This window comes from Mesorhizobium sp. M0088 (assembly GCF_040322895.1).
In the GTDB taxonomy this organism is placed as follows: Bacteria; Pseudomonadota; Alphaproteobacteria; order Rhizobiales; family Rhizobiaceae; genus Mesorhizobium.
This window is the reverse complement of record NZ_JAMYUI010000017.1, coordinates 1-15,420: the sequence shown is the minus strand read 5'-3', so window position 1 is coordinate 15,420 and position 15,420 is coordinate 1. Positions and strand designations below refer to the sequence as shown.

Below are 15,420 nucleotides of genomic sequence, written 5' to 3'. Positions count from 1 at the left end.
TCAGCCGCCGAGTTTCTGGATCGCGTGCGCCGTCGTCGCAAAGGCTATGTTCTTCGTCTCCATGTAGAAGTCGAAGGAATGGTCCCCGCCGTCGCGGCCGATGCCGGAATTCTTGACGCCGCCGAACGGTGTCGGCAAATGGCGCACATTCTCGGAATTGACCCAGATCATGCCGGCATCGAGCGCGTCTGTGAAGCGGAAGGCGCGGGTGACGTCCGAGGTCCAGAGATAGCCGGTCAGGCCGTATTGCGTGTCGTTGGCCAGCGCAAGCGCCTCGGCCTCGTCGTTGAAGGGAATGGCGCTCAGCACCGGCCCGAAAATCTCCTCCTGCGCAATGCGCATGCCGTTGGTGACGTTGGTGAACAGTGTCGGGCCGACATAACAGCCGCCGCCCGGCCCATCGACCTTGCCGCCGCCGACGGCGAGCGTGGCCCCCTCCGACCTGCCGATGTCGATATAGGATAGCACCTTCTTCTCATGCACCGGATGGATGAGCGGGCCGACCACCGTTTTCGGATCGAGCGGATGGCCGACGACGATGCGCTTCGCCCTCTCCGCGATTTTGGCGGTGAAGCTTTCATAGATCGAAGCTTCGACCAGCAGTCGCGACGACGAGGTGCAGCGTTCGCCATTCAGCGAATAGATCATGAATACGGCGGCGTCGGCGGCGCGTTCGAGATCGGCGTCGGCAAAGACGATCACCGGGTTCTTGCCGCCAAGCTCGAAATGCACGCGCTTCAGCGTGTCGGCGCCTTGTTTCATGATCATCGAGCCGGTACGGCTCTCGCCGACAAAGCCGATCGCCTTGATGTCGGGATGCTCGGTCAACGCCTTGCCGGCATCTTCACCCAGGCCGTTGACCAGGTTCCACACACCCTTCGGCAGACCGGCCTCCTCGGCGATCTCGACCAGCAGGCGGGCGGTCAGCGGCGAAAATTCAGCCGGCTTATGAACCACGGTGCAGCCGGCCGCCAGCGCCGGCGCGATCTTCCAGGTCGACAGCATGAACGGCGTGTTCCACGGCGTGATGATGCCGATCGGGCCGATCGGAACGCGTGTCGTGACGTTGACCTGGCCGGACGTCCGCAGCGTCTCGCCGTCTCGGGCTTCGGGTGCACGGTCGGCGAAGAAGCGGAAATTCTCGGCACCCCGCAACGCCGCCTTGGCCATGAACTTCAGCGCCTGGCCGGTATCCATGCATTCGACGAAGGCTATCTCCTCGGCACGCGCCTCGATCGCGTCGGCGATTCTGTGCAGCAGCTTCTTGCGCGCTTCGCCCGGCATGGCGGCCCAGGCCGGAAACGCAGCCTTGGCTGCCCTGGCGGCGCGGTCGATGTCGGCGGCTCCGCCGCGCGCGACGCTTGCCAGCGGCTTCAGGTCGACCGGCGACAGCGTTTCGAACGTCGCGCCGTCGAGCGCCGGTACCGCCTCGCCGCCGATCTGGTTCAACACGCCATCGCGCCTGAAGCGGTCCATATAGGCCTCGGCCTTGTTCAGATTGCCTTGCAGGTCGGACATGTCGGGTTCCGTCACTTGCCGCGCAGTCGCGGGTGGATTGCGTTTCTCTTCCAACTCAGCTCCGGGTCGATTTCCCGGATCTCGAGCGACAGGGCGAAATGCGGGGTCTCGAACAGCCCGGCGAGATATTCGCTCACCGCCGCGAAGACGGCTTCGCCGGTCCGCTTCTTCTCATCAGGGCTGCGGCCGGTGCCGATGCGAAACGACATGTCGAGAAAAGCGTTTTCCGGCAGACTGTCGGCCATCGCGTAAGCCTCGGCGCGAAAGGCCCGCACCCGCACGGCGCCGGTCTCGAACAGCCCGGTGTCCAGCACGGTGCGCAACACCAGCGCGCACAATTCGCCCATGTCGACCTTGGCATCGAGATTGGCTGAATACTCGATGGAGAAGTGAGGCACGGCGTTTCCCTGGTCTATTGCTTTTGTTGTAGTTAACGCGTTAATTACATGCAACGCCGACGAAGTCAAGTCTTGCATCGGCCTTGGCGCAACGATACGGGATGGCAGGAACGGGCCCTGGCAGGCGGATTCGGCTGAGGGAAGGCCTGTTTTCGATCGCAAGCGTGGGAGGCTCTTTTTCTTGCTGCCTGAAAACACCCGTCGTTCTCTGCCAATGGCGCTGCTTCATGCCCGCGAAGCGGTGATGGCGCGGTTTCGGCCGATGCTTGCGGCGCATGACGTGACCGAACAGCAATGGCGCGTGCTGCGCGTGCTGAGCGAAGCCGGCCCGGTCGAGGCGACGGAACTCGCCGACCGCGCCTCGGTTTTGCCGCCCAGCCTGACGCGCATCATCAAGGCGCTCGAGGGCCGCAAATTCATCACCCGCAACAAGGCCGAAGGCGACGGCCGACGCGTCGTTCTAACCATTGCGCCCGCCGGTTCCGCCCTGATCGACGCCCTGTCGCCGGAGCGTCGCGTCATTTATGACGACATCGAACAGCGCTTCGGCCACGAAAAGCTCAAGCAGTTGCTCGATCTGCTGGAGACGCTGATCGACGGCGAGAGCTGATCGTTCCGGCTACCTCAGAAGTTTCGACGGTCGCTTGGGTTGACGGCCCCGCATACCTTGGAAATGGCCGAAACACCCGAAGGGGGGTCAGCTAACCTCGCAACCTCGCCCCTTCCGGATCGAAGAACGGTATCGGAGCCACCACCGCACGCGTCGGCTTACCACCGATATCAATGCTCAATTCGGTGCCGACAGCCGTGAAGGGCAGCCGCAGATGCGCGGTGGCCAGCACCTTGCCGAGGGAATAGCCGTGGTCGCTGTAGGTGACGATGCCGGCGTCCTCGCCATCGGCCAGAATCCTGGCATCGGCCGCGGCCGGCTTGTCGCCGTCGAGGATCAGTCCGACCCATTGCTCGTCGAGGCCCTTGTCGCGAACCTTGAGCAAAGCTTCGCGGCCGATGAAATCGCCCTTGTCGAACTTGATCCAGCGGTCGAGGCCGACATGGAACGGGGTGCGGGTCTCGTCCATGTCGATGCCGTGCGCCGGATAGGCCTTTTCCAGGCCCAGCGTGAACATCGCCAGCACGCCATAGGGTTTCAGGCCAAAGTCACGGCCGGTGCGCATCAGCGCGTCCCAGAGAGAGGCCGCCTCGTCGGCCGGCACGAACAGTTCGAAGCCGAGTTCGCCGGTGACGCCGGTGCGCGAGATCAGTACTCTCGTGCCGTTGATATGGCCCGACGTGAACGACCAGCGCTTCAGTCCATCCAGATCGGCATCCGCGATCAACGCTTTCAGCAGTTCGCGCGAGCGCGGACCCTGGATGGTCGGGAAGGCGATGGCCGCCGTGATGTCGGTGACATAGGCCTTGCGGCCCTGAGCGTGATGCTGCAGCCAGGGCAGCATCTTCAGCCGGTTGACCGAGCCGGTCACCAGCATGAAGTGCTCCGGGCCCAACCGAAACACGGTGAGGTCGTCCATGATGCCGCCATCCTCGCGGCAGACCGTGGAATAGCGGACCTGGCCCGGTTTCATGGCAGCGGCATTATTGACGATGACATGGTTGACCAGCGCCTCGGCGTCCGGCCCCTTGATATCCATCTTGCCCATGGTGCTGAGATCCTGCACGCCGACATTCCTGCGGGTGTTCAGGTGCTCGTCGGCAATGCCGGAATAAGTCTTGGCCGAGATGAAATCGCCCCCGACACGACCCATGGTCGCGCCCAGCCCGACGATGCTGCTGTAGAAAGGGGAACGCCGCTCAGCCAAGGAAGTCTCCATCATTCAAGAAAACGGCAGCGCCAGGCAGCGCTGCCGGAAGGCATTTGTTGTCGTTCTCAGCTGCCGTAGACGTCGAAGGAAAAGTATTTGTCGTTGATTTCCTTGTACTTGCCATTGGCGCGTAGCGCGTCGATGGCCGCATTGAGCTTGTCGGCCAACTCCTTGTTGCCCTTCTGCAGGGCGATGCCGACGCCGGGGCCGTGTATGGCCGGATCGGCCGTCAGCGTGCCGAGCAGCTTGCAGCAGGCGCCGTCTGGCTTCTTCAACCACTCGGTCAGGATGATTGAGCCGTCCATCATCGCGTCGAGGCGGCCATTGGCCATGTCGGTGCGGGCATCGTCGCCCGTCGGATAGGCCTTGACCGTCGAGCCTGCATACTTCTGGTCGGCGAATTTCTGGTGGATGGTCGCGGTCTGCACGCCGAGCGCCTTGCCTTTCAGGTCGTCCGGCGAGGTGCCTGATATGGTCGAATCCTTCGGTACGGCGATGGCCGGCGGCGTCTGGTAGTATTTGTGGGTGAACTCGACCTTCTCGGCCCGCTCGGGCGTGATGGTGATGTTGATGATGGCGTCGAACTTGCCGGCCTGCAGCGCCGGGATGGAACCATCGAAATCCTGCACGCTGAACTCGCACTCGGCCTTCATCTCGGCGCATAGCGCCTTCCCCAAGTCGATGTCGAAGCCGCCCAGCGTGCCGTCGGCACTGGCGTAATTGAAGGGCGGATAGGCGCCCTCGGTGCCGATCCTGAGTTTTTTGTCCTGGGCGGAGGCGGCGCCCGTGGCAAGGGTGAGAGCGACGGAAGCGGCAAGCACGAAACGACCGAAAAGACGCATGTTCGAGTTCCCCGTTGAAAGCGGGAAGTCTACGGTCTTCCAGGCGTGTGGCGGAGACGGAAACGACATGCGCTGCGGCGATCGCGGCGCGGCGGGCGATCCAGGCCAGGCGATCGGTGGTGCGTTACCCGGCGCGCTGCTTGTTGGTCGCCGTCCGGTCGATGGCCAACTCCCCGGCCGAGAGGACAACGCCAAACTTTTCGGCGGCTTCTTCTGATGTGTAATACCCCAGCGCCACGTCGCGCAGCACCAGATCCGGATCGCGCTGCAGCGGATCGCCGTAGCCGCCGCCGCCCGGCGTGCCGACGCGCACGCGGTCACCGGCCTTGAGCGCAATGTCCTGCTCCTTCGAAAGGTGCAGCGGTACATGTTCCTCGCCGTTGCGGAAGACGGTCACCATGTTGACCGCGCCATCCCTGCCGCCGAGTGCGCCTTGGGGGCCGAAACGGCCGTGATCCATGACGAAAGAAGCACGGGCGTCGCCGCGCAGGATTTCGACCTCATAGGCGAGGCCGAAACCGCCGCGATGCTTGCCGGCGCCGCCTGAACCTTCGCGCAAGGCATAGTGGCGGTAGAGCACCGGGAATGCCTGCTCCATGATCTCGACCGGCGGCGATTTGGAAATGCCGATGGTCGAGCAGCCATTGGTCAGTCCGTCATGGCCTGAATTTCCGCCGTAACCGCCGCCGGAGATCTGGTACATGACGTAATCGCGACCGCGCGCCGGGTCGTTGCCGCCGAGCGCGAAATTGCCGCTGGAGCCGGCGGGCGCCGCCGTCACCTTGTCCGGCAACGCCTGCACCATGGCCGCGAACACCGCTTCGGCGATGCGCTGCGACACTTCAGCCGCGCAGCCCGAGACCGGGCGTGGATATCTGGCGTCGAGGAAAGTGCCTTCCGGCCGCTTGACTTCAAGCGGTTCGAAGGCACCGGCGCTGATCGGCACATCAGGGAAAATGTGGCGCATGGCGAGATAGACCGAGGACAAGGTCGTCGCCAGCACACTGTTCATCGGCCCGGCGCAGGGCTTTGACGAGCCGGTGAAATCGAAGGTCAGCGTATTGCCCTGTTTCTCCACCGCGAGCGCGATGGTCAGCGGCTCGTTGACCACCCCATCGGAATCGACAAACGCCTTGGAATGGTAGGTGCCGTCGGGAATGGCTGAGATGTTGGCGCGCATCTGCTCGGCCGCGCGGCGGCGCAGTTCGGCGATCGCCTCGACAACCGTTTCATCACCGTAACGATCCAGGATCCCATTGAGCCTGTCCTGACCGATCAGCAGTGCCGCAGCCTGGGCGCGGATGTCGCCGATGCGCTGGTCGGCGACACGGATGTTGGAGCAGATGATGGCGTAGATCTCCGGATCGAGCACGCCCTTCTTGAACAGTTTTACGGGCGGCAGTCGCAGGCCTTCCTGCTCCACGGCAGTCGCCGAGGCTGAAAATCCGCCCGGCACCGAGCCGCCAATGTCGGGCCAATGGCCGGTATTGGACAGCCAGCAGAAAATCTTGCCGTCCCGGTAGACCGGCATGGCAAAGCGCACATCCATCAGATGCGTGCCGCCGAGATAGGGATCGTTGACGATGTAGATGTCGCCCGGCTCCGGGGCCAAGCAGCGGCCATCGGCGATCATCTCGATCACCGTCCTGGTCGAATATTGCATGACGCCGACGAACACCGGCAGGCCCTGGCTGCCTTGCGCGATCAGCGAACCATCGACGGCCGAATAGATGCCGTCGGAGCGGTCATTGGCCTCGGCGATGACAGGCGAGAAGGCGGCGCGCGAGAAGGTCAGGTCCATCTCGTCGCAGACCTGCTGCAGTGCCGCCTGCAGGACCGAAAGGGTGATGGCGTCGAGCTTTGCCCTATCAAGATTTGGCATCTCAGGCCTCGCCAATGTCGATGATGATGTTGCCGTCGGCGTCGCTGCGTGCGCGGTCGCCGGGCTCGAGCACGGTGGTGGCATCCATCTGTTCGAGGATCGCCGGCCCTTCGATTTCAGCGTCGAGCGGCAGTTTTTCGCGCGCGTATACCGGCGTGTCGTGCCATTGGCCGGCGTACCAGACCGGCCGGATCTCGCGCCGCGCCTCGTCGAGCGTTGTCGCGCGCCCCGCCGGGTCGATCAGCCGCGACAGGTCGATCGCCGGACGCACGCCGGTCACCGAGGTGTTGAGATTGACGAGGTTGGCGCGGATTTCCGGAAGCTCTACCTTGAAGCGGGCGAAATAGGCCTTTTCGAAAAGCTGCTGCAGCGTTCCCCGCGTCACCGAGGAAGACGGCAGTGCCACGTTGATGATGTGGGTCTGGCCGACGAACTGCATGTCGGCGGAGTGCGTGACGCGGATCGTCTCCGGCTTCACCGCTTCCTTACCTATCAGCTCTTCACCTTCGTTTCGGTGGCGTTCCAATACAGTGTGAAGCTGTGTTTCGTCGAGCACCGCCACCGGCTGGTTGATGGTGTTGACGAAGTCATGGCGCAGGTCAGCGACGACGCAGCCGAGTGCGTTGGTGATGCCCGGACGCGCCGGTACCAGCACCCGGGGCAGGCCGAGTTCGCGCGCCAGGGCCGTTGCGTGCAGCGGGCCGGCGCCGCCAAAGGCGAACAGCGCGAAATCGCGAGGGTCATGGCCGCGCGACACCGAGACCATGCGGATGGCGCCGGCCATCTTCATGTTGCCGAGCCGCAGCACCGCGCCCGCCGCCTCGACGCCGGACAGGCCGGTCGCCTTACCGATCTTGTCTTCGAAAATGCCGGTGACGCGCTCTGATGTGACGGGATTTTGGACCGCCAGCAGCTTCTTCGGCGCCAGCCGGCCGAGCACCAGATTGGCGTCGGTAATGGTCGGCTCGAGGCCGCCGCGTCCGTAGCAGATCGGGCCGGGATTGGCGCCGGCACTTTCCGGACCGATCTGGATCAGGCCGGCCGCATCGACGCGGGCGATTGAGCCGCCGCCGGCGCCGACCGTGTGCACCGCCACCATCGGCACATGGATCGGCATCGCATATTCGATCTCGATCTCGTTCGACACTGCCGGCTCGGCATTGCGGATCAACGCCACGTCGGTCGAGGTGCCGCCCATGTCATAGGTGACGAGGTTTTCGAAGCCGGCGCGTTTTCCCGTATAGGCGGCGGCGATGACGCCCGAGGCCGGGCCGGACATGACCGTCTTGGCCGATTCACGTGTGACGAAGCGGGCCGAGATCATGCCGCCATTGCCGTTCATGATCAGGAAGTCGCGGGCATAGCCTTTGGCGGCCAATTCCTTGCGCAGCCGCTCGACATAGCGCTCGAGGATCGGCTGCACTGAGGCGTTGACCGAAGCGGTCACGCCGCGTTCGAATTCGCGCGCTTCCGACAGCAGCGCATGGCCTGCCGTGATGTAGCCGTTCGGCCAGAGTTCGGTGGCGATTTCGACGGCGCGCCGCTCATGTGCCGGGTTGGCGTAGGAATGCAGGAAATGGATGACCAGGGATTCGCAACCGGCCGCTATCAGCGTCTGCACTGCGTCGCGCATCTCGGTCTCGTCGAGCGGCGTGCGCACCGCGCCCGATGCTTCGACGCGCTCCGAGACTTCGAGCCTGAGATTGCGCGGAATGATCGGCACGAAGCTGCCGGTCATGCCATAGGCCTGCGGCCGCGTGCGCCGGCCCAGTTCGATCACGTCGCGAAAACCGCGCGTGGTGATCATGCCGGTTTTCGCCAGCCGGCGTTCGAGCACCGCATTGGTGGTGGTGGTCGTGCCATGCACGATGAGGTCGATGCTATCGATGGCAAATCCGGTGGCGCCGAGTGCCGAAACCACACCGAAAGCCTGGTTGTCCACCGTGGTCGGCGTCTTGGCCAGATACACCCGGCCGCCGTCGCTTCCGTCGATCAGGAGCAGGTCGGTGAAGGTGCCGCCGACATCGATACCGGCGACGACATTTCCCCGGGAATTGCGCGCTTGCGCCGAAATATTCTCTTCCATCGTCGAAACCCGAAATGCGCGGACTACGGATATGCGCCAGTTTGGAAAGCTGTTTTAAGGGAGCATCTTGACGCAAATATCGTTTGTATACTAATAAATTCCGGACACAAGAGCTTGCCGCTTTGCAGTGTGCGAACAGCCCGCCGGGATCTGAATGGTCCGGGCGTGCAGGTGAAAGTTTGGCGCCCGCGTCCACGGTTGGGCCAGAAGGTTGGATTTGATGAACACCACATCCGCTCTCAACACCGCCGGCGCCCGACTGCTGCAGTTCCCGATTCCGGCCAACGTCTATGCCGAAACCGTCGTCTCGGTGAAGCACTATACCGATCGGCTGTTCTCGTTCCGCATCACCCGTCCGCAGTCGCTGCGCTTCCGCTCCGGCGAGTTCGTCATGATCGGCCTGCCCAATGCCGAGAAGCCGGTGTACCGCGCCTATTCGGTGGCGAGCCCGGCCTGGGACGAGGAGCTGGAATTCTTCTCGATCAAGGTGCCGGACGGTCCGCTGACCTCCGAACTGCAGAAGATCCAGGTCGGCGACACGGTTATCATGCGCCAGAAGTCGACCGGCACGCTGGTGGTCGACGCGCTGACGCCGGCCAAGCGGCTGTTCATGATCTCGACCGGCACCGGCATCGCGCCTTTCGCCAGCCTGCTGCGCGACCCCGACACCTACGACAAGTTCGATCAGCTGATCCTGACCCATACCTGCCGCGACAATGCGGAACTCACCTACGGCCAGGAGCTGGTCGCGGCGTTGGAAAGCGACCCGCTGATCGGCGAACTGACCACTGGACGCGTCACGCTCTACAATTCGACGACCCGCGAGGACTCAGCGCGCATGGGCCGCATCACCGCGCTGATCGGCTCCGGCAAGTTCTACAGCGATCTCGGCATCGACAAGCTCAGCCCGGAAACCGACCGCATCATGATCTGCGGCTCGATGCATATGCTGAAGGACGTCAAGGAACTGGCCGAAAGCCTCGGCTTCGAGGAAGGTTCGCTGAGCCACCCGGCGACCTTCGTGGTCGAGCGCGCTTTCGTCGGCTGAGCCGCACCTGACATCTCGAAGTCTGCGTTTTTGACCATACGGTCAAAAACTGCTGCTTTCGCCGCCTTTTTCGGATATCATCGTCTGCAGGACTCGTGAAGTACGACTTCACGGGCTATCTTCGGCACACGTCGCTGAATGAAAGGGCAGGAGATGAGCAGCACAATCCGCGAAGCCGATGTTGGCTCGTCCAAGGTGACGCCGCTGCCGGCGCGTGCCGCCGCCAACACAGCCGTTCCACCGGACCATCGCATTGCGCGCAATCCCGGCATGAAGCTCGATCTCGGCTTCATGGAATCGGTGCGCAGCGTCAACCGCTCGGCGCTGGAACGGCGCGTCGCCAGCTTGACCAAGCGGCGCTCTATAAAGGCCGACAACCAGGCGGCCTGGCTGCTGCGCGCCGTCGCCTGCATGGATTTGACGACGCTGAATTCCAACGATACCGAGGAGCGCGTGCGCCGGCTCTGCGCCAAGGCGATCAATCCGTTCCGCCGCGACATCGTCGAGGGCCTTGGCATATCGGGTGAAACCATCCGCCCGGCCGCCGTCTGCGTCTACCATCCCTTCGTTGCCACCGCCGTCGATGCGGTGCGCGGCACCGGCATCCATGTCGCCGCCGTTTCCACCGCCTTCCCGCATGGCCTTACGCCGCTGTCGACCCGCCTGCAGGAGATCGAGGCCTCGGTCCGCGACGGCGCCGACGAGATCGACGTCGTCATCCCGCGCGGCCTGGTGTTCGGGGCCAAGTGGCGGGAGCTTTACAACGAGATCGTCTCGATGCGCGCCGCTTGCGGTGACGCGCATCTGAAGGTCATCCTCGGCACCGGCGACCTCGCCACGCTGCGCAATGTCATGCTGGCCTCGATGGTGGCGATGATGGCAGGCGCCGACTTCATCAAGACCTCGACCGGCAAGGAAAGCGTCAATGCGACGCTGCCCGTCGGCCTCGCCATGGTGCGCGCCATCAGGGCCTATTTCGAGGAAACCGGCTATCTCATCGGCTTCAAGCCGGCCGGCGGCATTTCCACCGCCAAGGCCTCGCTCGACTGGCTGGTGCTGATGAAGGAAGAGCTCGGCCGGCCATGGCTGGAGCCGGACCTGTTCCGCTTCGGTGCGTCGAGCCTCTTGACCGACATCGAGCGCCAGCTCGAGCACCATCTGACCGGACACTATTCGGCCAATCATCGCCACGCGATGGCTTGAGAGATTTACCCCCACCCGATCGGCAAGCCGATCGACCCTCCCACAAGTGGGAGGGGTGAAGGAGGCACCCAATGAACATTCTCGACCGCTACCACGCCATGGAATACGGCCCGGCGCCGGAAGCCCGCAACGAGGCCGACGCCTGGCTTGCCGCGCGCGATTTCGGCAGGGCGCTGTTCATCGGCGGCGACTGGAAAGCCGCGTCCGGCGGCAAGACCTTCGAAACCAGCGAGCCGTCTTCCGGCAAGCTGCTGGCCAACGTATCCGACGCCAACGCCGTCGACATCGACGCGGCGGTTGCGGCGGCCACCAAGGCGCTGCCGAAGTGGTCGGCAGCCTCGGGTTATCAGCGCGCCAAGGTGCTTTATGCCATCGGCCGCGCCATGCAGCGTCACCAGCGCCTGTTCGCGGTGCTGGAAACCATCGACAATGGCAAGCCGATCCGCGAAAGCCGCGACATCGACGTGCCGTTGGCGATCCGCCACTTCATACACCATGCCGGTTGGGCACAGGCGCTGGACAAGGATTTCCCCGGCCACAGGGGTGTCGGCGTGGTCGGCCAGATCATCCCGTGGAACTTTCCGCTGCTGATGCTGGCCTGGAAGATCGCGCCGGCGCTCGCCGCCGGCTGCACCGTGGTGCTGAAGCCGGCCGAGTTCACGCCGCTGACATCAATCCTGTTTGCCGAGATCTGCGAGCGCGCCGGCGTGCCGAAAGGCGTCGTCAACATCGTCCAGGGCGGCCCTGAGGCCGGCGTCGCCATCGTCAACCATCCCGGCGTCCAGAAGATCGCCTTCACCGGTTCTTCCGAAGTCGGCAAGATCATCCGGAAAGCCACCGCCGGCTCGGGCAAGAAACTGTCGCTGGAACTTGGCGGCAAGTCGGCCTTCATCGTCTTCGAGGATGCCGATCTCGACAGCGCCGTCGAAGGCCTGGTCGATGGCATCTGGTTCAACCAGGGCCAGGTCTGCTGCGCCGGTTCGCGGCTTTTGGTGCAGGAAGGCATCGCCGACGCCCTGATCGCCAAGGTCAAGACGCGGATGAGCCGGCTGCGCGTCGGCAGCCCGCTCGACAAGAACACCGATATCGGCCCGCTGGTCGACTTGACCCAGCTTGACCGCGTCAAGGGCCTGGTTGCCGAAGGTGCCAGGCAGGGCGCCGTCTGCTGGCAGCCGGATGCGGCGCTGCCGTCTTCCGGCTACTACCATCTGCCGACGCTCGCCACAGGTGTTTCGCCGGCTAACATATTGGCACAAGAAGAGGTGTTCGGCCCTGTTCTGGCGACCATGACCTTCCGCAACACCGAGGAAGCGATCGAGCTAGCCAACAACACGCGCTATGGCCTCGCCGCCTCGGTGTGGAGCGAGAACGTCAACCTTGCTTTGCACGTCGCGCCGCAATTGAAGGCCGGCGTGGTCTGGGTCAACGGCACCAACATGTTCGACGCCGCCTGTGGCTTCGGCGGCTACCGCGAGAGCGGTTTCGGCCGCGAGGGCGGGCGCGAGGGCATGTTCGAATATCTCACGGCAAAGCTGCCGCTCGGCCCGGTCATCAAGCCGGCGACGACCTCCGCACAGCCAGTCGAGCAGGCCGACGGCTCGGCAATCGACCGCACCGCAAAGCTGTTCATCGGCGGCAAGCAGGTTCGGCCGGACGGCAATTATTCGCTCGCCATCGCCACCGCCAAGGGCAAGCTTGCCGGCGAAGTTGGGCTCGGCAGCCGCAAGGATATCCGCGATGCCGTCTCTGCCGCCCGCGGTGCCAAGGCCTGGCCGGAGGCGACCGCCTATAACAGGTCCCAGGTGCTCTATTATCTGGCCGAGAATCTTTCCGGCCGTGCCGGCGAGTTCGCCGCCCGTCTCACCGAATTGACCGGCGCTACGCCCAAGGCCGCGCGGGAAGAGGTGGAACAGTCCCTCGAACGGCTGTTCCTCTATGCCGGTCTGGCCGACAAGTTCGAGGGCCGCGTGCACCAGCCGCCGGCGCGTGCCGTGACGCTGGCGCTTCATGAACCGGTCGGCGTCGTCGGCATCGTCGCCCCCGATAGCTCGCCGCTGCTCGGCCTGATATCGCTGGTCGCACCGGCTCTGGCCATGGGCAACACCGTGGTCGCGGTGCCGTCGGAGCGCTACCCGCTGCTGGCGACCGATCTCTACCAGGTCATCGAATATTCCGACATTCCCTCAGGCGCCATCAACATCGTCACCGGTCGCAGCGCCGAACTCGCCGGCGTGCTGGCCAAGCATGACGATGTCGACGGGCTCTGGGTGTTCGCCGACGCAGAGACCTGCGCCAAGGCGGAGGCAGAGTCCATCGGCAACCTCAAGCGCGTCTGGAGCGGCAATGGCCGCAGCCTCGACTGGGCATCCGACGAAGCCGCCGGCGACGCCTTCCTGCGCCGCGCCGTCGAGGTCAAGAATGTCTGGGTGCCTTACGGCGATTGATGTCCCGCCGCGCCGTTGAGACGGTTCGGGGTTGACGCACGGACAGATGTTCTTTAACGAGAAAAAACATCTTTATCAGTGAACGGTCAGCGGCGCAGGCTGCACGATCACGCGTGACTGGCACATGACGCCTTGGCCAGCCGCAGGTAGACCCGGACTATCCCAGCGGACGAGGAGAACAGCATGGCGGATCTGGCAGGCAAGGTCGTTGTCGTCACGGCAGCGGCGCAAGGCATCGGCAAGGCGAGCGCACTGGCGTTCGCAAAAGCTGGCGCCATCGTCCACGCCACCGACATCAACGAGGCACTGCTGGCGGAACTCGCCAGGACGCCGGGGATCAAGACCCGCAAGCTGGACGTACTCAACGACGAAGCCGTCAACGCCGCCTTTGCCGAGATCGGCGTCGTCGACGTGCTGTTCAATTGCGCCGGTTTCGTCCATTCCGGCTCGATCCTCGAGATGAAGGAAGCCGATCTCGATTTCGCGCTGGATCTCAATGTTCGCGCCATGATCCGCACCAGCCGGGCCGTGCTGCCCGGCATGCTGGAACGCGGCGACGGATCGATCATCAACATGGCCTCGCTGGCCGGTTCGACCAAGGGCGTGCCCAACCGCTTCGTCTACGGCCTGACCAAGGCCGCCGTCATCGGCCTGACCAAGGCGATCGCCGCCGACTATGTCGGCAAGGGCATACGCTGCAACGCCATTTGCCCCGGCACGGTCGAGAGCCCGTCGCTGCAGGACCGCATGCACGCGCAGGGCGACTATGATGCCGCCCGTGCCGCCTTCATCGCCCGCCAGCCGATGGGCCGGCTCGGCACGCCGGAGGAGATCGCCGATCTCGCCGTCTATCTGGCCGGCGCCACCTACACGTCCGGGCAGGCCTACAATATCGATGGCGGCTGGTCGATCTGACCAGAACCTCTTCCCGGCGTTTACCAGGGGATCGAAGAGTCTGAAAATCCCGCGCGCCGGCTATTTTGTATGGCGATCGCGCTTGTCCGGGAACAGGTCGATGGGTACGGTCCGCCGGTTCCGCGAAGGAGCCATCGCCTTGGCGGCAAGTTTGCAAAAGGCCATGAGGCCGCAATCAGGAGAAGGATTTTAGATGAAACTGCTGCGCTATGGCGAGGTGGGAAGCGAGCGCCCAGGTCTGCTCGATGCGGATGGCACGATTCGTGATCTCTCCGCTCACGTCACCGACATCGGCGGCAAGGCACTTGATCCGGCATCGCTGGCGGCACTCGCCAAGCTCGATCCCAAGTCGCTACCGGCGGTTTCCGGCAGCCCGCGCCTCGGCGCCTGCGTTGCCGGCACCGGCAAGTTTATCTGCATCGGCCTCAACTATTCCGACCACGCCGCCGAGACCGGCGCCACCGTGCCGCCGGAGCCGATCATCTTCATGAAGGCGAGCTCGGCCATTGTCGGGCCTGATGACGACGTGCTGATTCCACGCGGCTCTGACAAGACCGACTGGGAAGTCGAGCTGGCCGTGGTCATCGGCAAGACCGCCAAATATGTCAGCGAGGCCGACGCGCTCGACTATGTCGCCGGCTATAGCGTTGCCCACGACGTCTCCGAACGCGCCTTCCAGGCCGAACGGCAGGGCCAGTGGACCAAGGGCAAATCCTGCGACACGTTCGGCCCGACCGGCCCATGGCTGGTGACCAAGGACGAGGTAGCCGATCCGCAGAACCTCAAAATGTGGCTGACCGTCAACGGCAAGACGATGCAGAACGGCTCGACCAAGACCATGGTCTATGGCGTCAAATATCTGGTTTCCTATCTCAGCCAGTTCATGTCGCTGCATCCCGGCGACATCATCTCCACCGGCACGCCGCCCGGCGTCGGGCTGGGCATGAAGCCGCCGGTGTTCCTGAAGGCCGGCGATGTGGTTGAGCTCGGCATCGAGGGCCTGGGCCAGCAGAAGCAGACGTTCAAGGCGGACGTATAAGCCTGTCGCTCGACAGGTCTGCGCCGCCCCTCATCTGGCTGCCGCCATCTTCTCCCCGTGAACGGGGAGAAGGACGCTGTGACTGCTGCTTTCGCCAATCGCCAACGCTGCAAAGAAGGCGCCGGCGTCGCGCCAGTACCTTTCTCCCCGTCACTATACGGGGAGAAATGCCCGGCAGGGCAATGAGCGACTATCTGTGGTGTCAAGTTGCATTGGCGAACTCCA

The 15,420-nt window shown here is 64.0% G+C and carries 12 protein-coding genes; 6 read left to right on the top strand and 6 right to left on the bottom strand.

The annotated features are described in order from the left end of the window. Both hpaE and NKJ67_RS20750 read right to left on the bottom strand, forming a co-directional pair. Positions 1-1,518, bottom strand: coding sequence for a 5-carboxymethyl-2-hydroxymuconate semialdehyde dehydrogenase (gene hpaE / locus NKJ67_RS20755; RefSeq protein ID WP_352582763.1), 1,518 nt, complete (start codon positions 1,516-1,518; stop codon positions 1-3). Between the two features lie 11 nt (positions 1,519-1,529). After that, positions 1,530-1,916: a 5-carboxymethyl-2-hydroxymuconate Delta-isomerase gene (locus NKJ67_RS20750; protein ID WP_127266759.1), complete on the bottom strand. Its 387-nt coding sequence runs from the start codon at positions 1,914-1,916 to the stop codon at positions 1,530-1,532. A 214-nt stretch (positions 1,917-2,130) separates the two neighbouring features. Between NKJ67_RS20750 and hpaR the strand changes: the two genes are divergently transcribed. Beyond that, positions 2,131-2,526, top strand: coding sequence for a homoprotocatechuate degradation operon regulator HpaR (hpaR, locus tag NKJ67_RS20745; protein ID WP_352582947.1), 396 nt, complete (start codon positions 2,131-2,133; stop codon positions 2,524-2,526). Positions 2,527-2,617: 91 nt separating this feature from the next. On the opposite strand, the gene NKJ67_RS20740 is transcribed toward hpaR, so the two are convergent. From NKJ67_RS20740 to NKJ67_RS20725, 4 genes are all read right to left on the bottom strand, one after another. Further along, the gene (locus tag NKJ67_RS20740; protein WP_352582761.1) at positions 2,618-3,748 is read right to left on the bottom strand and encodes an aminomethyl transferase family protein; all 1,131 of its coding nucleotides are present in this window, start codon (positions 3,746-3,748) and stop codon (positions 2,618-2,620) included. A 53-nt stretch (positions 3,749-3,801) separates the two neighbouring features. Beyond that, complete coding sequence (locus tag NKJ67_RS20735) at positions 3,802-4,578, bottom strand: ABC transporter substrate-binding protein (RefSeq protein ID WP_127320873.1); 777 nt, start codon at positions 4,576-4,578, stop codon at positions 3,802-3,804. 124 nt (positions 4,579-4,702) lie between these two features. Beyond that, positions 4,703-6,460: a hydantoinase B/oxoprolinase family protein gene (locus NKJ67_RS20730; RefSeq protein WP_352582759.1), complete on the bottom strand. Its 1,758-nt coding sequence runs from the start codon at positions 6,458-6,460 to the stop codon at positions 4,703-4,705. A gap of 1 nt (position 6,461) precedes the next feature. Then, positions 6,462-8,546, bottom strand: a complete 2,085-nt coding sequence (locus NKJ67_RS20725) for a hydantoinase/oxoprolinase family protein (protein ID WP_256746480.1) — start codon at positions 8,544-8,546, stop codon at positions 6,462-6,464. A gap of 220 nt (positions 8,547-8,766) precedes the next feature. Between NKJ67_RS20725 and NKJ67_RS20720 the strand changes: the two genes are divergently transcribed. The 5 genes from NKJ67_RS20720 to NKJ67_RS20700 all read left to right on the top strand — a co-directional run bounded on the left by NKJ67_RS20720 (position 8,767) and on the right by NKJ67_RS20700 (position 15,195). After that, positions 8,767-9,594: a ferredoxin--NADP reductase gene (locus tag NKJ67_RS20720; RefSeq protein ID WP_256746479.1), complete on the top strand. Its 828-nt coding sequence runs from the start codon at positions 8,767-8,769 to the stop codon at positions 9,592-9,594. A gap of 153 nt (positions 9,595-9,747) precedes the next feature. Then, on the top strand, positions 9,748-10,797 hold the full coding sequence (gene deoC / locus NKJ67_RS20715; RefSeq protein WP_127380899.1) for a deoxyribose-phosphate aldolase: 1,050 nt from the start codon (positions 9,748-9,750) through the stop codon (positions 10,795-10,797). Between the two features lie 71 nt (positions 10,798-10,868). Beyond that, entirely contained in the window at positions 10,869-13,241 is a 2,373-nt protein-coding gene (locus NKJ67_RS20710) for an aldehyde dehydrogenase family protein (RefSeq protein WP_256746478.1), read from the top strand. Positions 13,242-13,424: 183 nt separating this feature from the next. Continuing rightward, positions 13,425-14,156 (top strand): SDR family oxidoreductase, encoded by a 732-nt coding sequence (locus NKJ67_RS20705; protein ID WP_256746477.1) that lies wholly within the window; start codon positions 13,425-13,427, stop codon positions 14,154-14,156. Positions 14,157-14,349: 193 nt separating this feature from the next. Continuing rightward, positions 14,350-15,195, top strand: a complete 846-nt coding sequence (locus tag NKJ67_RS20700) for a fumarylacetoacetate hydrolase family protein (RefSeq protein ID WP_256746476.1) — start codon at positions 14,350-14,352, stop codon at positions 15,193-15,195. Positions 15,196-15,420 lie beyond the last annotated feature (225 nt).

Excerpts from the sequence above, each read along its gene's own strand:
- hpaE (WP_352582763.1), bottom strand. The coding sequence starts at position 1,518 with ATGTCCGACCTGCAAGGCAATCTGAACAAGGCCGAGGCCTATATGGAC.
- hpaR (WP_352582947.1), top strand. The coding sequence starts at position 2,131 with ATGGCGCTGCTTCATGCCCGCGAAGCGGTGATGGCGCGGTTTCGGCCG.
- NKJ67_RS20740 (WP_352582761.1), bottom strand. The coding sequence starts at position 3,748 with ATGATGGAGACTTCCTTGGCTGAGCGGCGTTCCCCTTTCTACAGCAGC.
- NKJ67_RS20735 (WP_127320873.1), bottom strand. The coding sequence starts at position 4,578 with ATGCGTCTTTTCGGTCGTTTCGTGCTTGCCGCTTCCGTCGCTCTCACC.
- NKJ67_RS20730 (WP_352582759.1), bottom strand. The coding sequence starts at position 6,460 with ATGCCAAATCTTGATAGGGCAAAGCTCGACGCCATCACCCTTTCGGTC.
- NKJ67_RS20725 (WP_256746480.1), bottom strand. The coding sequence starts at position 8,546 with ATGGAAGAGAATATTTCGGCGCAAGCGCGCAATTCCCGGGGAAATGTC.
- NKJ67_RS20720 (WP_256746479.1), top strand. The coding sequence starts at position 8,767 with ATGAACACCACATCCGCTCTCAACACCGCCGGCGCCCGACTGCTGCAG.
- deoC (WP_127380899.1), top strand. The coding sequence starts at position 9,748 with ATGAGCAGCACAATCCGCGAAGCCGATGTTGGCTCGTCCAAGGTGACG.
- NKJ67_RS20710 (WP_256746478.1), top strand. The coding sequence starts at position 10,869 with ATGAACATTCTCGACCGCTACCACGCCATGGAATACGGCCCGGCGCCG.
- NKJ67_RS20705 (WP_256746477.1), top strand. The coding sequence starts at position 13,425 with ATGGCGGATCTGGCAGGCAAGGTCGTTGTCGTCACGGCAGCGGCGCAA.
- NKJ67_RS20700 (WP_256746476.1), top strand. The coding sequence starts at position 14,350 with ATGAAACTGCTGCGCTATGGCGAGGTGGGAAGCGAGCGCCCAGGTCTG.